The organism is Orenia metallireducens (genome assembly GCF_003001995.1).
In the GTDB taxonomy this organism is placed as follows: domain Bacteria; phylum Bacillota; class Halanaerobiia; order Halobacteroidales; family Halobacteroidaceae; genus Orenia; species Orenia metallireducens_B.
The window spans coordinates 25,509-44,362 of the sequence record NZ_PVNB01000001.1; the positions used below are offsets into that span (position 1 = coordinate 25,509).

14 protein-coding genes are annotated in these 18,854 nt (G+C 34.0%); 1 reads left to right on the top strand and 13 read right to left on the bottom strand.

The window, feature by feature from the left end:
• Nucleotides 1-127: 127 nt before the first annotated feature.
• The 7 genes from deoC to hcp form a co-directional block, all read right to left on the bottom strand.
• Nucleotides 128-802, bottom strand: a complete 675-nt coding sequence (deoC, locus tag BX659_RS00115) for a deoxyribose-phosphate aldolase (RefSeq protein ID WP_097016624.1) — start codon at nt 800-802, stop codon at nt 128-130.
• Between the two features lie 155 nt (nt 803-957).
• Complete coding sequence (locus BX659_RS00120; RefSeq protein ID WP_097016623.1) at nt 958-1,806, bottom strand: YitT family protein; 849 nt, start codon at nt 1,804-1,806, stop codon at nt 958-960.
• A gap of 15 nt (nt 1,807-1,821) precedes the next feature.
• Nucleotides 1,822-2,565 carry a WecB/TagA/CpsF family glycosyltransferase gene (locus BX659_RS00125; protein WP_097016622.1) on the bottom strand — a complete coding sequence of 248 codons (744 nt, stop codon included), beginning with the start codon at nt 2,563-2,565 and terminating at the stop codon, nt 1,822-1,824.
• Nucleotides 2,562-3,653: a polysaccharide pyruvyl transferase CsaB gene (csaB, locus tag BX659_RS00130; protein WP_097016621.1), complete on the bottom strand. Its 1,092-nt coding sequence runs from the start codon at nt 3,651-3,653 to the stop codon at nt 2,562-2,564. The genes BX659_RS00125 and csaB overlap by 4 nt, the downstream gene beginning before the upstream one ends.
• Nucleotides 3,654-4,164: 511 nt before the next feature.
• The gene (locus BX659_RS00135; RefSeq protein ID WP_097016620.1) at nt 4,165-6,009 is read right to left on the bottom strand and encodes a DUF5693 family protein; all 1,845 of its coding nucleotides are present in this window, start codon (nt 6,007-6,009) and stop codon (nt 4,165-4,167) included.
• A gap of 209 nt (nt 6,010-6,218) precedes the next feature.
• The gene (locus tag BX659_RS00140) at nt 6,219-6,710 is read right to left on the bottom strand and encodes a ferritin family protein (RefSeq protein WP_097016619.1); all 492 of its coding nucleotides are present in this window, start codon (nt 6,708-6,710) and stop codon (nt 6,219-6,221) included.
• A gap of 75 nt (nt 6,711-6,785) precedes the next feature.
• A complete protein-coding gene (gene hcp, locus BX659_RS00145) occupies nt 6,786-8,432 on the bottom strand; it encodes a hydroxylamine reductase (protein WP_097016618.1) in 1,647 nt (548 codons plus the stop codon).
• Between the two features lie 352 nt (nt 8,433-8,784).
• Here hcp and BX659_RS00150 point away from each other — a divergent pair, with 352 nt between their 5' ends.
• Nucleotides 8,785-9,312 carry a cyclodeaminase/cyclohydrolase family protein gene (locus tag BX659_RS00150; RefSeq protein ID WP_172431813.1) on the top strand — a complete coding sequence of 176 codons (528 nt, stop codon included), beginning with the start codon at nt 8,785-8,787 and terminating at the stop codon, nt 9,310-9,312.
• Between the two features lie 202 nt (nt 9,313-9,514).
• On the opposite strand, the gene BX659_RS00155 is transcribed toward BX659_RS00150, so the two are convergent.
• The 6 genes from BX659_RS00155 to secA all read right to left on the bottom strand — a co-directional run bounded on the left by BX659_RS00155 (nt 9,515) and on the right by secA (nt 18,685).
• Nucleotides 9,515-10,846 carry an MATE family efflux transporter gene (locus tag BX659_RS00155; protein ID WP_097016616.1) on the bottom strand — a complete coding sequence of 444 codons (1,332 nt, stop codon included), beginning with the start codon at nt 10,844-10,846 and terminating at the stop codon, nt 9,515-9,517.
• 338 nt (nt 10,847-11,184) lie between these two features.
• Nucleotides 11,185-11,820, bottom strand: a complete 636-nt coding sequence (locus BX659_RS00160; RefSeq protein ID WP_258176073.1) for an LmeA family phospholipid-binding protein — start codon at nt 11,818-11,820, stop codon at nt 11,185-11,187.
• Nucleotides 11,821-11,967: 147 nt separating this feature from the next.
• Entirely contained in the window at nt 11,968-12,690 is a 723-nt protein-coding gene (locus tag BX659_RS00165; RefSeq protein WP_097016614.1) for a ZIP family metal transporter, read from the bottom strand.
• A gap of 177 nt (nt 12,691-12,867) precedes the next feature.
• Nucleotides 12,868-14,586 (bottom strand): HD domain-containing phosphohydrolase, encoded by a 1,719-nt coding sequence (locus BX659_RS00170; protein WP_172431812.1) that lies wholly within the window; start codon nt 14,584-14,586, stop codon nt 12,868-12,870.
• 338 nt (nt 14,587-14,924) lie between these two features.
• Nucleotides 14,925-16,020 (bottom strand): peptide chain release factor 2 gene (prfB, locus tag BX659_RS00175; protein WP_253250658.1). Its coding sequence is split into 2 segments (ribosomal slippage): nt 14,925-15,947 and nt 15,949-16,020, totalling 1,095 coding nucleotides; the frame shifts between segments, so codons are not numbered across the junction.
• A gap of 106 nt (nt 16,021-16,126) precedes the next feature.
• Nucleotides 16,127-18,685, bottom strand: a complete 2,559-nt coding sequence (secA, locus tag BX659_RS00180) for a preprotein translocase subunit SecA (protein WP_097016611.1) — start codon at nt 18,683-18,685, stop codon at nt 16,127-16,129.
• Between the last annotated feature and the right edge of the window lie 169 nt (nt 18,686-18,854).

Here is an 18,854-nt window from a genome sequence, read left to right on the forward strand (position 1 = left end):
GGTAAGTCGTCTGACATCTTACATTATAATTTTAATATATCTAATTGTCTTTGTCAAGAATTTTGCAAAATTAATAAATAAAAGTGATATCCTAGGATATCACTTTTATTTATTAATTTATTTAATTTTAATAGTCACTTGTTCCCTTATCACCAGTTACAATTGCAACTCCAGAGCTGGCTCCAATTCTAGTTGCTCCCGCTTCAATCATCTTCAAGGCATCCTCTTTACTTCGTACCCCGCCAGATGCTTTGACTCCCATATCAGGACCAACAGTCTCTCTCATCAATTTTATATCTTCAACAGTTGCTCCACCAGTTCCAAATCCAGTAGACGTCTTAACAAAACCTGCTCCTACCTCTTTTGCTATTTGACAAGCCTTGACCTTCTCTTCTTCAGTTAGGTAACAAGTTTCAATAATTACTTTAACTATTGCACTTCCTTTAGTAGCCTCTACAACTGCTCTAATATCATCTCTGACAATATCCCAAGCACCTGATTTAATCGCACCAATATTAATTACCATATCAATCTCATCAGCACCATTTTTGACTGCATTTCTAGTCTCAAAGATCTTAGTCTCAGTTGTCGTCTCACCTAGTGGAAAGCCAATTACTGTACAGACCTTTACTTCACTACCTTCTAACTCCTTATTAACTAAAGAAACGAAGGAAGGGTTAACACAAACAGAAGCAAAACGATACTCTAAAGCCTCTTGGCATTTTAACTTAACATCTTTATCTAAGGCATCAGCATTCAATATAGTGTGATCAATCATAGCTGCTAACTCTTTATTATCCATTTTTTCTCCTCCTATATATGTTGTATGACGTCTGACAACTTAATAATATCATACCAAAGTTTATTTTTCAATGTATTTTAATTTTAATATATCCAATTTACTAGCAAACAAGTATCGTTACTCATTACTCATTATTCATTACTCGTCACTATATTTCAATCTTTAAAAGCATTCTCATTAAATCCTTCGCCCAATACCTCATGGACTTCAGTAATAATTACAAAGGCATTCTCATCGATATTATGTACTATTCTCTTTAAATCAGAGACCTCTGAACGGCTGATAATACAGAGTAGGACATCCTTATTATGTTCAGTAAAACCACCCTTTCCCTTTAAAATAGTAACTCCACGATCCATCTTCTCCAAGATATTCTTTCTAATCTCTTCTGAGTAGTCTGAGATAATGAAGGTACCCTTAGAGATCTTTAGACCTTCTTGCACTATATCAATTGCTTTACCAGTAATCATCATAGCAATAAAAGCATACAGGGCAATCTCTGCATTAAAGACTATTCCTGCTAGAGCGATCACACAAAAGTCTATAATCATTAAACTCTTACCTACACTGATTCCAGTAAATTTATTGATCAATTGGGCTACTAAATCAGTTCCTCCAGTAGTCCCTTTAGACCTAAATACCAGTCCAAGACCCAAACCACTTACTCCCCCACCATAGATAGATGCCAATAAAGGATCATGGGTTAAAACTGGTAGATAAGGGTTCAACAAGTCTATCCCAAAAGAGAGTAGAAAGATTCCATACAAGGTTCTAATCCCAAATTTAGCCCCCATCTCCTTAACCCCAATGATAAAGAGGGGAATATTGATAGCCAAACTGACCATCCCCACAGGCAAGCCAAAGAGATAATAGATTACTGTAGAGAGTCCACTTACCCCTCCAGCTGCAATTTTATTAGGAATTAAGAACATTACTAACCCTGCTGCTGTAATTATTGACCCGATTGTAATCCAAAAATAATCATATATCGTCTGTTTTCTCATCATCAACACCCTTACTTACTTTAACTTATTTAATTTTTTAAGCTTCTCTTGAAATATCTCATAGATAAATTGGGGTAATGCCGACATTCTACCCAAACGTTTAGGCTCCTGTAGTAGTCGATACAACCATTCTAGATGAAAGTTCTGTATCATCTTTGGAGCACGCTTCTTCTTGCCAGCTAAGATATCAAAGGTACCACCAACTCCAATACCTACTGGAATCTCTAAATTAGCTAAATGTTTATCTAGCCATTTTTCCTGCAAAGGTACTCCCATTCCTACTAATAATATATCAACCTTAGTATTTTCTAACTCTTCTAAAACCTTAGCTTCCAAGGCTCTATCTAAATAGCCATGATGGGTTCTAATATCTAAGTTAGGATACTTTTCTTTTACCTTGGCTTTAGCCTCCTGGGCTACTTTTGGTGCACCACCTAGGAAATAAAAATTATAACCTACTTTACTACCAATTTCTAATAATTCCTTCACCAAATCAATCCCAGTAACCCTTTCCGTTAAAGAGTTTCCTAATAACTTAGAAGCCAGTACTACCCCTGTCCCATCAGGTATAACCAAATCAGCAGAGTTTAGAATCCGCCTTAACTCTTCATCTTGGTGTGCTCTAATAATCATTTCAGCATTAGGGGTAACTATGATATGGCTATCTTTAGAATCTATAAAGGACTTGACTCTATTTAAAGCCTCCTTTTGAGCAACTTTATCTACTAATACTCCTAAAATATCTACTCTATCTCTCATGAATTATCACCTAGAATCCTTAATGATAGTTCTATATTCTGATGGGCTAGTCCTTCTAAATTATTAATTTTTTTCTTTATTCCCTTCTGCAAATCTTCTTTTTTATCCCAAATTCCAACAATTTCATCTATGGCTTTTGAGATATCTAAATTATCAATCTTAGCTAGTGCTGATAATTCTAATCTATTGAGAAAACTATCGACTTTGGGATCATATGATATTCCAACAAGGGGCACTCGATTTATAGCAGCAAAGATCAATGAATGTAACCTTACACCTAGCAACATCTCAACCTCTCCCATCAGTCCTAATAACTCTTGAGGGGTATAACTGTTATTAATTATCTCTATTTTATTCTCCATCAACTCAGCCACCCTTCTACTAACCTCTACATCAACAGGATAATGGAGAGGAATAAATAAAATATTGATATCTAACCTCTCCTTTAATCCATCTAAGATTTTAGCCATCTGCCTTAAGTAACTATTATCCTGCCACGGTCTTAGTGATACCCCAAGTATATTCTCTTCAACTTTTATTTCTTCTCTATTAAAAATCTCTTCTATCCGCTCTTGATTTGATTTTTGCAGAGCAAAGACAGGGTCAGCAGTTAAATGTATAGCTTCTCTTATTCCTATCTCCTCTAATAACTCTTTAGACTCTATATCTCTTACAGTGATTAAATCAACTCTATTTAAAACCTCTTTAACTAAATGATGATTAAAGGCATGATTAATTGGACCAACACCTTGGGCACAGAAGAAGACTGGAACCTTAAAGAGTTTAGCCAATAGAATAATCCCCAGATAATAAGGAATAGTCTTATTACTAGTTACATCTTGTAACAAACTACCTCCACCACTAATAAACAAGTCAGCACCCTTGAGATAATGAATTAAAGTTGTAATATTTGTTCTGCCGATAGCCTTAACCCCATGTACCGACCTTGTCCACTCTGGATTTGCTGAGAGTACAATAATTTCGATATCAGCTCCACTTCTCTGTAAGTTATCAATTAATGCAGCTAAAATTGCCTCATCACCTGCATTCTTAAATCCATAATATCCAGATAAGATTACTCTTTTCATTGTCTCACTTCCCTTTGTGAGTTGATAGTGCTTTACACGAAGAGTCTTGTACTGTAGACTCATAGAGACAGTGTATAGTTGATAATTTAAAAAACAGTATAATAGAGAGATATTACGACACTTTCTTAAAATGGAGAATGGATAATTAAAAGATTTTAAAGGTTTTTAAATCTAAGAAAATTAATGTTTGAACGAAGCAAAAATTAAGTTGAAATTTAGAGTTTAATTAAATTTTGATTAAAGAATCTGATTAATGATAATAATTAGTACTCTGATTGCTGAGTAAGTTTAATTTTCTTATTGATTGGGCTGTTTTTGCCACGGAAGGTTCTATGAACCTGTAGGTTTGGTTACTTTTTCATCAAGGAAAAACGTAACTCGCCGTTTAGGCGAAACCTAAACTAAAATAAAGCAGAGGTTTTTGAGCAAAGCTTAACACTAAGATATTGTTAAAAAAACAAAAAAGAAAAACTGTCGCAATATACCCATTAACCGATAGCTTCAAATCAAACTAAAATAAAGATTTATCCCTATATCTTGAGATTAATTTGACTACGCAAACTAACCCCCCCCCAATAACCCCCCCTAATCCCACTCCAATCAATACTCTAAATAAAGAGACAATAAAGGGGGTATGCAGATGAGAAAAGGTATTTAAAATAGTAATCTGCCCAATCAATCCTAATAATAGCAACCATAGATACCTTTTCTCTTTAAAGGAGAGATAAATGCCCAAAATTAATAAAGGGTGTCCCAGTAAAAAACTCTTAAATCTTGGTCTAATCACCAAGATATCTTCTAATAGCTTTCTAACCTGTATCTCAAAGCTAGTCACTGGAATTATTGGATTATTCCCTGTTCTACTCAAGTAAATAATTCCTCCAATAATTAAAACAGCAACTACAATTATATCCTGTATACTTATCTTTCTTGTAAGCAGCTTACTTATATCCTGCTTTAAATCTTCTAAATTACCATATTTAAAATATAAGTAATAAATTGTACTTAAAATTAAAGGTAGTAAAAAAGCCAACTTTATCCCTCTAAATTGGGCAACCTGTAAGAGATATTCTCTATCTACTAAAAGCCCTTGTATTAAAATTCCTCCACTAATGGTCATCATAGTCCCCTTTATAAAGAGTTTATAGCAATTAATTAAAGTTCCTTCTCCCTTGATTCTATTAAGAAGATAGATAAAAGTGACTAGCGGAAAGATGATTGCAGTTTTTAAAGCTATCAACTCTAAGGTTAATTGTTGATTAAAGATATAAAGCCCAACTAAAGCTAATGCGCCCAATCCAAAACAAAGATAAGCTAACTTGGAACTGTAAAAGGTTAACAGTAGGCTAATTATTGCTATCAGAGATAGTCCAACTATTAGCTTTAATCTTTTGTTATCCTCTAGCTCTTTAAAAGGCTGTGCTACTTCCAAGTGGTAACCAGATTTACGCAGCTTTTCTGCTAATCCCTTGATAACCTTGATGGTATCTGCTCTTTCATCAAAAGGCTTTAAATATAGAACTCTGACATTTCTCTCATAAACCGCTTTAAAGTAGCGGTCAATCGTCTTCTCAATACCAAGCTTTGCTAATTCTTCTTGCTGTAAACTATGTACCCTTACAGCATTTAAATTAATATTTCTAGCTAACTGATTTGCCCCTTGCTGATAAGCAATAAAAGGCTCTATTATACCTAAAGTTATCCCATTTGTCTTTAGAATTTTAGCTGTCTTTGCAAGCTCTTTGGGATAAGCAACCACATTATCTCCACTAAAGATTACTTTGTCAAAATGAGGCAGCCTATTAATTATCTCTCTAAACTCTTCCACTGAATTATCAGCAGCTATACGAGGAATTAAATTAAACCCCAATCCTTTTAGCTTAGCTAGCACCTCACTATCAAAGTAAAGAGGAATATCCAAATACTTATCCTTCCAATCAGAGATTAATAAAAAATCACCGCTTCGCTCAACTCTACCTTCCCCTAACCTAGTAACTAATAAATCTTTAAGTCTTGATAATACTTCATTATCTCCCATAATATATAACCTATCTATATCGAAGTCCTTATCTTGAGATAAAAATCTGCTAAGAAAATTAAGCTCCCTACCTGAATAATAAGTTATTCTATTCTTTGCTTCTAAAGACCTTAAACTCTCTTGTTCTAAGGCTACTGACTTAACCCCCAAATCTTTAAGCTTTATCAGTAAGTCAATCTGTTCCTTCTCTGCTAATGAACTATAATCTATTACCAACTCTACATCCCTATTACTACTCTCTACTTGATGCCGCTTAGTAATTAAGAATGTAGCAGAGATTAATCCAATTATGATAATTAAACCTAGGAACCGCTTCATAAAATCCCCCATTTGTATATAATCAATAAAAAAACTCATCCTTGTAATTAGGATGAGAATCTTTAAGGTTAATTATTCTAATTGAAGTTATTTAAAGATTAAATCAAATAATTTTTGCCACCAATTTCACGAACAGAGGCGAATTTAGATTAAGGTTTTTTTAACCTTAATCTTTTAATCTACTTTTGGTGTTCCATATGTTAATCTCTCTAATACTCATCTAAATGATTAAACTCTGCATCTTCAATCCAGTTTAGAGGTCTTTCTAGATGTTCTACAATATTATCCATAATGATTTCATGTCGTTTCTCTTCTTTTGCCAATTTTAAAAAGGCTTCTTGAATTACAGGATTATCAACTTCCTCAGCTTTTTGTTGGTAAAAGTTGTAGCTACTCCGTTCCATCTCTACAGCCTTTCTATAGAGATTGACATCCTCTTGAACTGGCTTTTCACTATTGACAGAGATATCCTTAGCTATCTCTTTAAAGACCTCTGCTGCCTTAGGTAAAATATCAGACTCTATCTCAGCAACTTCCTCTTCTTGCTTTAATTTCTTAACAATCTCTTCATGCCTTCTCTCTTCCTTAGCCAAATAATTAAAGATCCTCTTTAAATTACTATCTCTTGTCTGCTTAGCACATTCCTCATAATAGTCTTTATTTTCCTGTTCAAAATCAATAGCAAAGTCATAGATATTCATTTTAAAAAAACTCCTCTCTAATTATTATTAAGAAGTCTATCCCAAGAGGATAGACTTCAGATTATTTATATGAAATTATCCTTGCATGAACATTTCAATATCTTCTTCTACCTCACTAATTCCTCCAATACCAAACTTGTCAACTAAGACGTTAGCTACATTCTCAGATAAAAATGCTGGTAATGTTGGTCCTAAGTGGATATTCTTAACCCCTAGGTATAATAGAGCTAATAATACAATTACAGCTTTCTGCTCATACCAAGCGATATTATAGGAGATAGGTAATTCATTGATATCATCTAGCTCAAATACCTCTTGCAGCTTCATCGCAATTACTGCTAAGGAATATGAGTCATTACATTGTCCTGCATCTAAGACTCTAGGAATTCCTCCAATATCTCCCAAGTCAAGCTTATTATATCTATATTTAGCACAGCCTGCTGTTAGGATAACTGTATCCTCTGGCAGCTCTTTAGCAAATTCAGTATAGTAATCTCTACTATTCATTCTTCCATCACAACCAGCCATAACAAAGAATTGTTTGATAGCACCAGATTTAACTGCATCTACCACCTTATCAGCTAGTGCTAAGACCTGATTATGAGCAAATCCTCCCACAATCTTTCCATTTTCAATCTCTTGAGGTGCATCACATTTTTTAGCCAACTCGATAATCTCACTGAAATCCTTCTTACCATTCTCATCAGCCTCGATATGAGTTGCCCCATCTAAACCAGCAGAACCTGTTGTAAAGATCTTATCTTTATAACTAGCATTGCCTTTTGGTGGCACTATACAGTTAGTTGTAAATAGAATTGGTCCATTGAAGCTTTCAAATTCTTCTTTCTGCTTCCACCATGAATTACCATAGTTCCCTACGAAGTGATCATACTTCTTAAATGCTGGATAATAGTTAGCCGGTAGCATCTCAGAGTGAGTATAAACATCTACTCCAGTCCCCTCTGTCTGCTCTAATAACTGCTCCATATCCTTCAAGTCATGACCACTGATTAGAATAGCTGGATTGCTTCTAGTTCCGATATTTACCTCTGTAATCTCTGGATTACCGTAAGTCTCTGTATTAGCCTTATCCAATTGAGCCATACCTTCTACTCCAAACTTACCAGTCTCTAAAGTCAATGCTACTAAATCATCGGCTGTCAAACTATCATCAGTTACTGCAGCTAATGCTTTTTGCATAAAGTCATAAATCTCTTGGTTTTCATAGCCTAGATTATAAGCATGCTCTGTATAAGCAGCTAATCCTTTAACACCATAAGTAATCAATTCTCTTAAAGACCTCACATCTTCATTATCTGTCTGTAAGACTCCAACCTCTTCAGCCTTAGCTGAAAATTCATCTTCTGTCCCACTCCAAGTAGCTCCTTCATACAGATCAGCAAACTCTGCACCTGCTGTTTCTGCTTTAGCTTTAATCTCATCTCTTAACTCTAAAGCCTCTTTAATCTGCTCTACAAAAGCATCATTATCAAAGTTGGCATTGGTAATTGTCATAAATAAGCTTTCCATTACAAAGGTATCTACCTTTGGAGTTTCAACTCCAAGATCTTTAGCCTTGGTACTATAAACAGAAATCCCTTTAAGCAAATAGATTAATAAATCTTGTAGGTTTGCTGTAGTATCAGTCTTACCACAGACACCTCTGACAGTACAGCCTTTTCCACCTGCTGCTTCTTGACATTGATAACAGAACATTGACATTAAAAATCCCCCCTAAATAATTTATGTATTTGATCTTTCAGCTTGATACATAAAACTAGATAATTATTTATACAGAATTCATAGATAATACACTCCTATTTATTAATTACAGGATAAAAGCTTCAATTTCCTCCTTATATATATAAATAATCTAGTTTTAACTTTATTTACTACTTACTTTCTAATAGCTTTAAATAATTTTTACTCTTCTTATCTATATTATAAATTTATTAAAACTAAACTTATATGATATAACTCACATTCAGAGTGATAATTTACCAGAAATCATATTTATCTATTTACTCAGCTATTGAGCTATTATATAATAGCTGCAAGGAATCTATATAAGGAGTTGATTAAAATTATTATAGAGAAATCTATTCAAGAGTTCAGCCAATTGATTTCAAGTACAGAAGAACCTGTTCCAGCTGGAGGATCAACAATTGCTACCACTGCTCTATTAGGAGTATCCCTGCTCAAATTAGCCTCTAAAGTCAGTAAAATAACAATTGATTTAGAAAAACTAGAGCAGATAGAAAAGAACCTTCTTCAAGCTATAGATGGAGATGTTCAAGCCTTTAAACTCAATCAGCAGAAGCAATTTAAAGATCTACAGACCCTTCAGCTGATAATCGATATCCCCTTAGAGATAGCTAAAAATTCATCCTTAGCTCTTAGACTAGCATCTCAAATTAAACCTGATATAAAAAAGAGTGTCAGAGCAGACTATCAAATCGCTATTTTTAATTTAAGAGCAAGTATTAAAGGAGCACTAGCTATTATCGATTCAAATTATCAGTTCTTCACTGCTGATGAGTGTATACAGCAGGTAAGAAAAGAGGTTGAAGAATTAAATAACTTCCTATTAAAACAAAAATAGTAGCTGCCAGCAGCTACTATTTTCAAATATATTATATAAAAAACAAGGGAGTCAATAATTGATGACGTCAATTACTATAATTAAATTATAATATACTATTTAAGAGATTAATATGAGATAAATCACATTGATAATTTATAGAGATCCTTCTTAAATAGTAATGAGTTATGATAAAAAACCTCTACTCGTCACTGGTCATTTATCACCCAACCATTGATTTCTTAGTCCATCTTCTACTCCGCCATCTAAAGAACATACAGATACCTCTAATCCATTCATCACAGGTCATTCCCAGCCAAATCCCAGGAAGTCCATAGCCCAAGACTACTCCAAAGAAGTATCCACCCAAGACTGCAACTCCCCACATCGAGATAATCGCCATTACTACAGGAAATATTACATCACCTGCTCCTCTTAAAGTATTAATTAGCACAACATTAAAGTTCCTTCCTGGCTCTAGAAAAGCATCTATCATCAAAACTGAGGTGCCCAATATGATAATTTCAGAGTTATCTGTATAAAATCCAATGAGATATTTCCCAAAAAAGAATATAAATATACTACCTATTGCTGTAAAAACCATAGAAATTTTAAAATTCTTAAGTCCAGTCTCATATGCCTGCTCTATTTCATTGGCTCCAACTAAGTGTCCAATCATTATTTGACTTGCTTGTCCGATGGCTATCGAAAATAACATTACAAACCAACCTATCATCCAAGCATAAGTCCTAGTTATATAGGACATTTCACCAAAATTAACCAATATAATAGTCATCAGAACTGTCTGAGCTAAATTATAAGACATATTCTCCATTGCTGATGGAAAGCCTATTTTAAATAATTTCTTAAGTACTCTAACTGGTCTCTCTTTTAAATGAGAAAATATAGTTAGAGGTAGTAACTTCTTAAATAAGAAGACAAAAGCCACAATAGTTGCAAAAATTCTACTAAAAGTAGTAGCAATTGCTACACCTTTAACCCCTAAAACTGGTGCTCCAAATAGACCAAAAATGAAGATTGCATCACCAAAAATATTTATAATATTCATAATAACAGTTATAATCATGCTCTGCTTAGCATAACCATGGCTTCTAATAATGGCAGTCAAAGTATTTAATATTGCTTGAAAGAATAAGGCTCCACCTACAATTGTAATATATTCAGAAGCATATTTCATTAAATCTGAAGTCAGCCCTATTTTAAGTAATATGTAATCTCCAGAAAAGATCATGATAATACTTATAATTATACCTATTATCAAATTCACAGCAAGAGATATAGCACTTACTCTTTCTACTTCATCCTTTCTTTTTGCCCCAACATTCTGGGCTACTAATACTGCTGTACCAGCAGAGATTATAACAAATATCAGATTCAAATTAGCAATCACCTGATTAGATGCTCCTACAGCACCAGCAGCCCTATCATCAAATTGACTTAACATAAAAATATCTGCTACTCCAAGTAGCATAAATAATAAAATCTCAATAAAAATTGGCCCTGCAAGTTGATACAAACTTTTTCTCTTCTCCATATTACCCCTTCTATCTTATAGTTTATTAGCTTCTTATAATTACTTTTTGAAGTTACTTATATCTGTTACATTAAACTTATACCTTCATTAACTCTTATCACTAGAAGCAGTTATTATCAATAAATCAAGTTTAAAAGTAGATTATAAAGGTTTGACCAGTTGGTCATAAACTATATTATACAGGAATCATCTAAAATCTTCAATCACTGATATAGTTTTGTGAATTTAAAATAAGACCTTATGGAGAGATTGCGACACTTTAGTAATCAGTGACAAGTGACGGGTAACGAGTAAGAAGTTCTTCTCATCACTTGTCACTCATCACTCGTTACTGAATTCTATTTGTTCTCCCCCAAAATCTCCAAGCTATCTTCTTCTAATTTGACCTGCTCAATCTTGACAGGAAAGGGTAAATCAGCAAAATCAATCTCAAATTGTAACTTATCCTTAAGCTGTTCAATCAAACTTTTAGGGATAATAATATTCTGCACCGCCAATTCATCAGAGCTAAAAACAATAGTATCTTTATCCTTAACTACAAAATTACCTGCTAATTGAATATTTACAGTAGCATTGAAAAATTGTATATCCCCTACCATCATTACTTTATTCTTTAAAAGCTCCATCTTAAATTTATCAAATATGTCAAGTTCCTCTCTACTAGCAAGATATTGATTCAGTTCTTCTTCTGAGAACTTCAAATTAAGGTAAGTATTCTCCCCTCCTGTTACCAGCCATTGACCATCTACCTTCTTAACCCTTAAATCTTTAAACTCCCCTTCAAAATTACTGATTGGTAATGAATCTATAATCAGATTATCTGCACTAAACTTCAAATTATCAACTCTACCTAGCAATAACTCTATCGCGGGAAAAGAGTCAATATCTACTTCTAATCTATCACTCTTATCCACCTCTTCTTTTAAAGTACTGGTCAGCCTTTGAGAGATTGATTGTGGTAAATAAAATTGCATAAAAGCCAATATTACTAATAAAAATATAATCACAAGCACTTTAAAATTTCGCATACATTCACCCCAATTCATATATGATATAAAGACTATTCAACTATTATAAAGATCTATTATATTCTAAGAGATTTAATTTAGTATTAAGTGGCTTTAAAATAAGAATGTCAAAACAGCTCCTGTCCCCAGTCCTACTATTATTCCTAAGGTTGCATCTAGACCATAGTCAAAGTTATAAGAGCTAGGTATCAGCTCAAATAGGGTTAAGTATAACATCCCTCCTCCTGCAAAGCCTAAAGTAACCGATAAGAACTCTGGGGAGATATAGCCTATCAAAGACCCACAAAAAGCTCCAATCCCCATTGGTATCCCAGGCAAAAGTGTAGCTATAAAGATTCTAATAGGACTCCACCCTCCTACATTCATTGGGGTTGCCATCGATAAACCCTCTGGAAAGTTATGAAATGCCATCACTATTGCCAAACCAAAACCAAGCTCTGCTGTAGCAATATATCCTGCTCCAATGGCTAAACCCTCTGGAAAGTTATGCATAGAGATACCCAAACCCAGTAATACTCCTGTATGAATATACTCCTCTCCTTTTATATACTTTCTAAAAAATTTACTGGTTATACTTAATAGGATAAAACCTAGTAATAATCCACTAACTGCATAAGCTAGACTACTATGATGAATAGACTCTGGAACTAAATCAACCATTACAATGGCTAACATAATTCCACCTGCAACTCCCAATAAAAAGCTAACCGATTTATTAGTGGGCTTTCGCCAAAAAAAAGTAACAACTCCTCCCAAACCCGTTCCCAACATCCCTGCTAACAGGCCAATGGCTGTTGTTAGAACAATTGAATTCATCTTATCACCTCACCTTAAAGAATCAATAACTATAATCACAAAAGAAAACAAATAAATACTTTATATACTTTTATGTGAGATGATTAATAGTTATACTTGACCAGCCAGCAGATTAAACTAGATTTAAAAAGACTCCTAATTAAATGTAAGCTTACATTTAACTAAGAGTCTTAGCTTCTACTCATCTATCTCTTCCCATTTATTACTCCTAACTTCTTGCTTATCTTCTATCATCTCTATAAATTCATCAACCAGTTCAGGGTCATACTTAGCCCCTGCTCCTGCTTTTAATATTTTAATTGCTTCTTCTTTAGAGATTGCTTGTCTATAAGGTCTACCATTGACCATTATATCATAAGCATCAATAATTCTTAACACCCTTGATAATAATGGTATCTCCTTTCCTCTTAATCCTATAGGATATCCACTCCCATCCCAATTTTCATGATGATAAAGGATAAGTTCAGAGATTGGGTTTAAAATTTTAAAGTTTTTAGCTATATTATAACCAGCTTCAATATGCTTATCTAACTCTTCTAAGTCTCCTTTATTTAGCTCTCCTCTTTTTTGTAATATTCCTGAGGAGACTGTTAATCTTCCTATATCATGAAACTCTGCTAATAAAAACAGCTTATGAATTAAATTATCGGATAGCCCTAGCTTATTTCCAAATTTAAGGGAGAGTTCTCTAACTCTAACTAAATGTTCCTCTTCCTCATATCCATTATTTAAAAATCGTTCTATCAAAGAAGATAAGATAGGATTATTAATATTATTCTTCTCTTCTGACTTCTGCTTATACATCCTATCCTCTGCCTTATTAAATACATCTTCAACCCTATCTAGCATAGTATATTTAGTAGCAGTCCCTAAAGCAATATTTGGAGAGAAAGGTGAGAGGTCATATCTCAAACAATTACTCTTAATCCTTTCAATAATTATTTGAGCCTCTTCTGCACCAGTATTAGGAAGAAGAGCACAGAACTCATCTCCTCCCCACCGAATGACTACATCCTCACCTCTAATAGAATCCTTCAAAATTCTAGCTGATGTCTTTAAAAGCCTATCCCCAGCTTCATGACCAAAGACATCATTAGCCAGCTTTAGACCATTTAAATCGGCTACAATTATACTTAAAGGTAAATTGTCTTCTCTATCTAGCTTAGGTAAGATGTATTCATAATATCTTCTATTATATAGTCCAGTTAAGGAGTCATAATAAGTCATACTTCTAATCTTCTCTTCTGTCATCTTATGAGCAGTTATATCAGCAGCAGAACAGATAAGATAATCTACTTGACCTATCTCATCCAATCTTGGAGTTCTAGTTATAGCTAATATTCTATCTTCACCATTCTTATCTTTATATATCTCTTCTGTGTAAACCTCTACCTTTTCTCTAAAGACTCTACTATTACACTTAATAGACCTTTCAGCTTCCTCTTTAGGATAGATATTATATATATTCTGATCTTCTATCTCCTCTTTACTCTTATTTATAAACTCTGCATGTGCTTTATTTACTAGTCCATAAGTCTCTTCATCCTTAAAGGTCCAAACATGTATATTTATATCATCTAATAGAAGATTTTGATCTTTTAATTTCTTACTCAATTCTTTTTTATCTACTGAATTTTCTTTATAATCTTTATAAAATTTAGCTAAAAATAAGAATAATAACAAATTAATCATAACCATTAAATTCATTATCCTATTAAATAGCAATTCATTCTCTAAAAAGAAACCATATATATCCCCTATTGCTACACTTAAATTCTTAGAAACTAGTAGTTTTTCTACAATATCCGCGCCCAGCACAACTTCTCCAGAGAAAAAAGAGTAACTTAACATCATAAATAAAAGAATAATTATAATCTCTCTTATATTTCTGCTCATAGGCCACCTCATTTATAGTAAAAATACTCTTATTTTATTCTAGTGTACAATTATTATATCACATATTCTCTCTAAACCCTATATTAATACTATTTATTAATTATTAATAATAACAATCCCCTATTAAATTGTCAACAAGCCCAATAATTGCATATAAGAAAGCAGCCTACATTAGTAGGCTGCTTTCTCCCCTCTATTTTAACATAAATTTCAAAATTTCTTTATCTATCTTCTGACTCCACCTGAGCACATCACCATAAAAGGATAATATCTATTTAATCTAAAATAAAAAGCGGGGCAACTACCCCGCTTAAAATTTATTCATATTAAATGCAATATTACTTATACTTTAAATACCCTTCAATAAATTCATCTAAATCTCCATCCATCACATCGCTAGTCCTACCTGTTTCTACATTGGTTCGGTGGTCTTTGACCATCTGATAAGGATGGAAGACATAAGAACGAATCTGACTTCCCCAAGCAATCTCTTTATGCTCACCACGAATCTCATCTAGCTTTTCAGCTTCCTTCTCTTGCATATATTCAAATAACTTGGCTTTCAAAATCTTCATAGCACTCTCTTTATTCTTATGTTGTGAACGTTCATTCTGGCATTGGGCTACAATCCCTGTAGGTATATGGGTAATCCTTACAGCTGAATCAGTAGTATTAACATGCTGTCCCCCTGCACCACTAGCCCGATATGTATCTATCTTCAAATCACTAGGATCGATTTCAATCTCAATTTCATCATCAATCTCAGGCATGATATCTACCGAAGCAAAAGAGGTATGGCGTCTTCCTGAAGCATCAAAGGGAGAGATTCTTACTAACCGATGAACCCCTTTTTCAGCCTGTAAATATCCATAGGCATAAGGACCTGTTATCTGTAAAGTTACACTCTTAATCCCAGCTTCATCACCAGCCATAAACTCTAAAGTCTCTACTTTATAGCCACGCTGCTCTGCCCAGCGAGTATACATTCTTAGTAACATCTCAGCCCAATCTTGGGATTCAGTTCCTCCAGCCCCGGGATTAATGGATAGTAAAGCATTATTTTCATCATATTCACCAGATAATAAAGTCTTTAACTCTAGTTTTTCTAAATCCTTCTCTAATTTTGTTGTTCTTTTTTGAACTTCTTCAATTACACCCTTATCATCCTCTTCTACAGCCAATTCCAATAATAGTATCAGCTCTTCACTCTCATCATTGAGTTGATCAAAATCACTTATCTTTCCTTTAACCCCACTTAATCTTTGAGCAACCTTTTGAGCTTTATCACTATCATTCCAAAAATCAGGGTCAGCCATCTTAGCTTCTAACTCCATTTTTTTAGTTACTAAAGCATCATAGTCAAAGAGACTCCCTCAAATCTGCTAATTTTTCTGTAATAACTTCTAATCTAGAGTTTAATTCATTTTCCAACATCAAACCACTTCCTTTATATATAGTCTGAGTACCAGTGTGAGCAGTAAGAACAATAATTAGTAAAAACTTCTTATTTCTTACTCATTACTCGTCACTTGTCACTGCTTTATTTATTTATACAACACTTCTTATACTTTTTCCCACTTCCACAGGGACAAGGATCATTCCTCCCTGGTTCTTCTCCTTTAACGATCGGTTTTAGCTTAACCTCATCTTCCTGTTGCCCTTGACCTTGAACTGGTGGACGCACAGTATCATAAGCTGTCGTTAAAGGACCATGACCATAATCAAAGCTTCTATCATCCTCTATACTATCACTTCTTACCACTTCAATAGCAAATAAATATTTAATGATGTCCTCTCTAATCCAAGAACTCATCTGCTTAAACATCTCAAAGCTTTCAAATTTATATTCAACTAAAGGATCTCGCTGTCCATATGCTCTAAGACCAATCCCCTGGCGTAAATCATCAATAGCATGGAGATGATCCATCCATTTTTGATCGATAATTTTAAGCATAACCACCTTCTCTAGCTCTTCCATACCATCATTACCCAATTCTGACCTTCTTGCTTGATAAGCAGTGGTAAATTTATTAAATAACTCATCTTTAATCTCTTCTCTACTTAAACTAGATAATTCTTCTTCAGATAAGTCTAAACCTTTTAATTGATTAGCTAGATAATTGACTAATCCTGCTAAATCCCATTCATCAGGATGCACCTTATCATTTATATAAATATCTAAACTTTCGTCTAACCATTGCTCTGCCATTCCAAAGATTATCTCTTCTAAATCTTTTCCTTCTAGAACTCTACGTCGCTGATTATAGATAACCTGTCTCTGTTTATTCAATACATCATCATACTCTAAGATACTCTTTCTAATCTCAAAGTTACGTGACTCTACCCTATTTTGAGCATTAGCAATTGACTTGGTAATCAAATTATGTTCAATAGGTTGGTCATCCTCTAACCCTAAAGTATTCATCACCCCTGCAATCCTATCAGATCCAAATAGTCTCATCAAGTCATCTTCTAATGATACATAGAAACGGGAAGAACCTGGATCTCCCTGTCTTCCTGAACGCCCTCTTAACTGATTATCAATCCGTCTACTCTCATGGCGTTCTGTACCAATTACATGAAGGCCTCCTAATTTATCAACTCCATCACCTAAAACAATATCTGTACCACGACCAGCCATATTGGTAGCAATAGTAATTGCTCCTCTTTGACCAGCTCTTTTGACAATCTCAGCCTCTCGCTCATGATATTTGGCATTCAACACTTCATGGGGTACATGAACCTGTTTTAATCTCCTACTGAGTTCTTCCGACTTCTCAATTGAGACGGTACCAACTAGTACAGGCTGCCCCTTCTTATATCTTGCTTTAATATCTGCTACTACAGCATTAAATTTGGCATCTTCAGTCTTATAGATTACATCAGGTAAGTCCTCACGGGCTACTGGCTCATTTGTTGGAATAACCACCACTTCCAAGTCATAAATCTCTTCAAACTCTGTCTCTTCGGTAGCAGCAGTACCTGTCATACCAGCTAACTTATCATACATTCTAAAGTAATTCTGAAAGGTAATACTAGCAAGGGTCTGACTCTCTTTTTGAATATCTACCCCCTCTTTAGCTTCAATTGCTTGATGGAGCCCTTCACTATAACGACGTCCAGACATTAAGCGTCCAGTAAATTCATCAACAATATGTACCTCTCCATCTTTAACGATATAATCTTTATCCCGCTTCATTAGCTCTTTTGCTCTTAGGGCTTGATTGATATGGTGTAAATAGTCCATATACTGATTATCATATAAGTTATCAATATTTAAGATACTCTCTACCTTATCATTTCCCTCATCGGTTAAGGTAATAGAACTTGCCTTCTCATCTACTGTGTAATGCTCCTCTTTATTCAACTTCTTTGCTATTTCAGCAAATTTATAGTATAAGGCTGGAGATTGCTGGGTAGGACCAGAGATAATTAATGGGGTACGAGCCTCATCAATTAAGATACTATCAACCTCATCAACAATACAATAATGTAGCTCTCTTTGAACTAAATGATCATCATCAATTGCCATATTGTCCCTTAAATAATCGAACCCAAATTGGTTATTCGTTCCATAGGTAATATCAGCCTGATAAGCCTGCTTTCTTTCATCATAATCCATATCCTCTAATACTAGTCCAACTTCTAAACCTAAGAATTCATAAATCTGCCCCATCCACTCACTATCACGCTCTGCTAAATAGTCATTTACAGTAATAGCATGAACACCTTTTCCAGTTAGTGCATTTAGATAAATTGGTAAGGTAGCTACCAAAGTCTTACCTTCCCCTGTCTTCATCTCAGCAATCTTTCCTTGGTGTAGAACTATACCACCAATCAACTGTACATCATAATGGCGCATCCCAGTAGTTCTTTTTGATGCTTCCCTTACTACAGCAAAGGCCTCAGGTAGGAGTTCATCTAAGCTCTCCCCTTGTGCCAATCTATCTTTAAATTCCTCAGTCTTTCCCTTTAATTCTGCATCTGTTAAAGAACCAATCTTTGCTTCTAATTTATTAATCTCTTCTACTATAGGCTCTAACTTTCTTAGCTTCTTTTCATTTGGGTCAGTAAATAGATTCTTTAAAAGTTTAAACATATGTATGTATTCACCTCTTTAAAATAATTTACACAAATCTTAAAATTTTATTATAAGTAACTCTCATATTATTTATAATTATTAATTCTAAATAGACTCATTCTTATTCTAACTATACACCATTAACCATATACTGTCAACTAACCAAAGATCAATCTCCTTTTTCTAG

Excerpts from the sequence above, each read along its gene's own strand:
- BX659_RS00135 (WP_097016620.1), bottom strand. The coding sequence starts at position 6,009 with ATGAAGCGGTTCCTAGGTTTAATTATCATAATTGGATTAATCTCTGCT.
- BX659_RS00125 (WP_097016622.1), bottom strand. The coding sequence starts at position 2,565 with ATGAGAGATAGAGTAGATATTTTAGGAGTATTAGTAGATAAAGTTGCT.
- BX659_RS00165 (WP_097016614.1), bottom strand. The coding sequence starts at position 12,690 with ATGAATTCAATTGTTCTAACAACAGCCATTGGCCTGTTAGCAGGGATG.
- BX659_RS00155 (WP_097016616.1), bottom strand. The coding sequence starts at position 10,846 with ATGGAGAAGAGAAAAAGTTTGTATCAACTTGCAGGGCCAATTTTTATT.
- BX659_RS00120 (WP_097016623.1), bottom strand. The coding sequence starts at position 1,806 with ATGAGAAAACAGACGATATATGATTATTTTTGGATTACAATCGGGTCA.
- BX659_RS00160 (WP_258176073.1), bottom strand. The coding sequence starts at position 11,820 with ATGCAATTTTATTTACCACAATCAATCTCTCAAAGGCTGACCAGTACT.
- csaB (WP_097016621.1), bottom strand. The coding sequence starts at position 3,653 with ATGAAAAGAGTAATCTTATCTGGATATTATGGATTTAAGAATGCAGGT.
- BX659_RS00140 (WP_097016619.1), bottom strand. The coding sequence starts at position 6,710 with ATGAATATCTATGACTTTGCTATTGATTTTGAACAGGAAAATAAAGAC.
- BX659_RS00170 (WP_172431812.1), bottom strand. The coding sequence starts at position 14,586 with ATGAGCAGAAATATAAGAGAGATTATAATTATTCTTTTATTTATGATG.
- deoC (WP_097016624.1), bottom strand. The coding sequence starts at position 802 with ATGGATAATAAAGAGTTAGCAGCTATGATTGATCACACTATATTGAAT.
- hcp (WP_097016618.1), bottom strand. The coding sequence starts at position 8,432 with ATGTCAATGTTCTGTTATCAATGTCAAGAAGCAGCAGGTGGAAAAGGC.
- secA (WP_097016611.1), bottom strand. The coding sequence starts at position 18,685 with ATGTTTAAACTTTTAAAGAATCTATTTACTGACCCAAATGAAAAGAAG.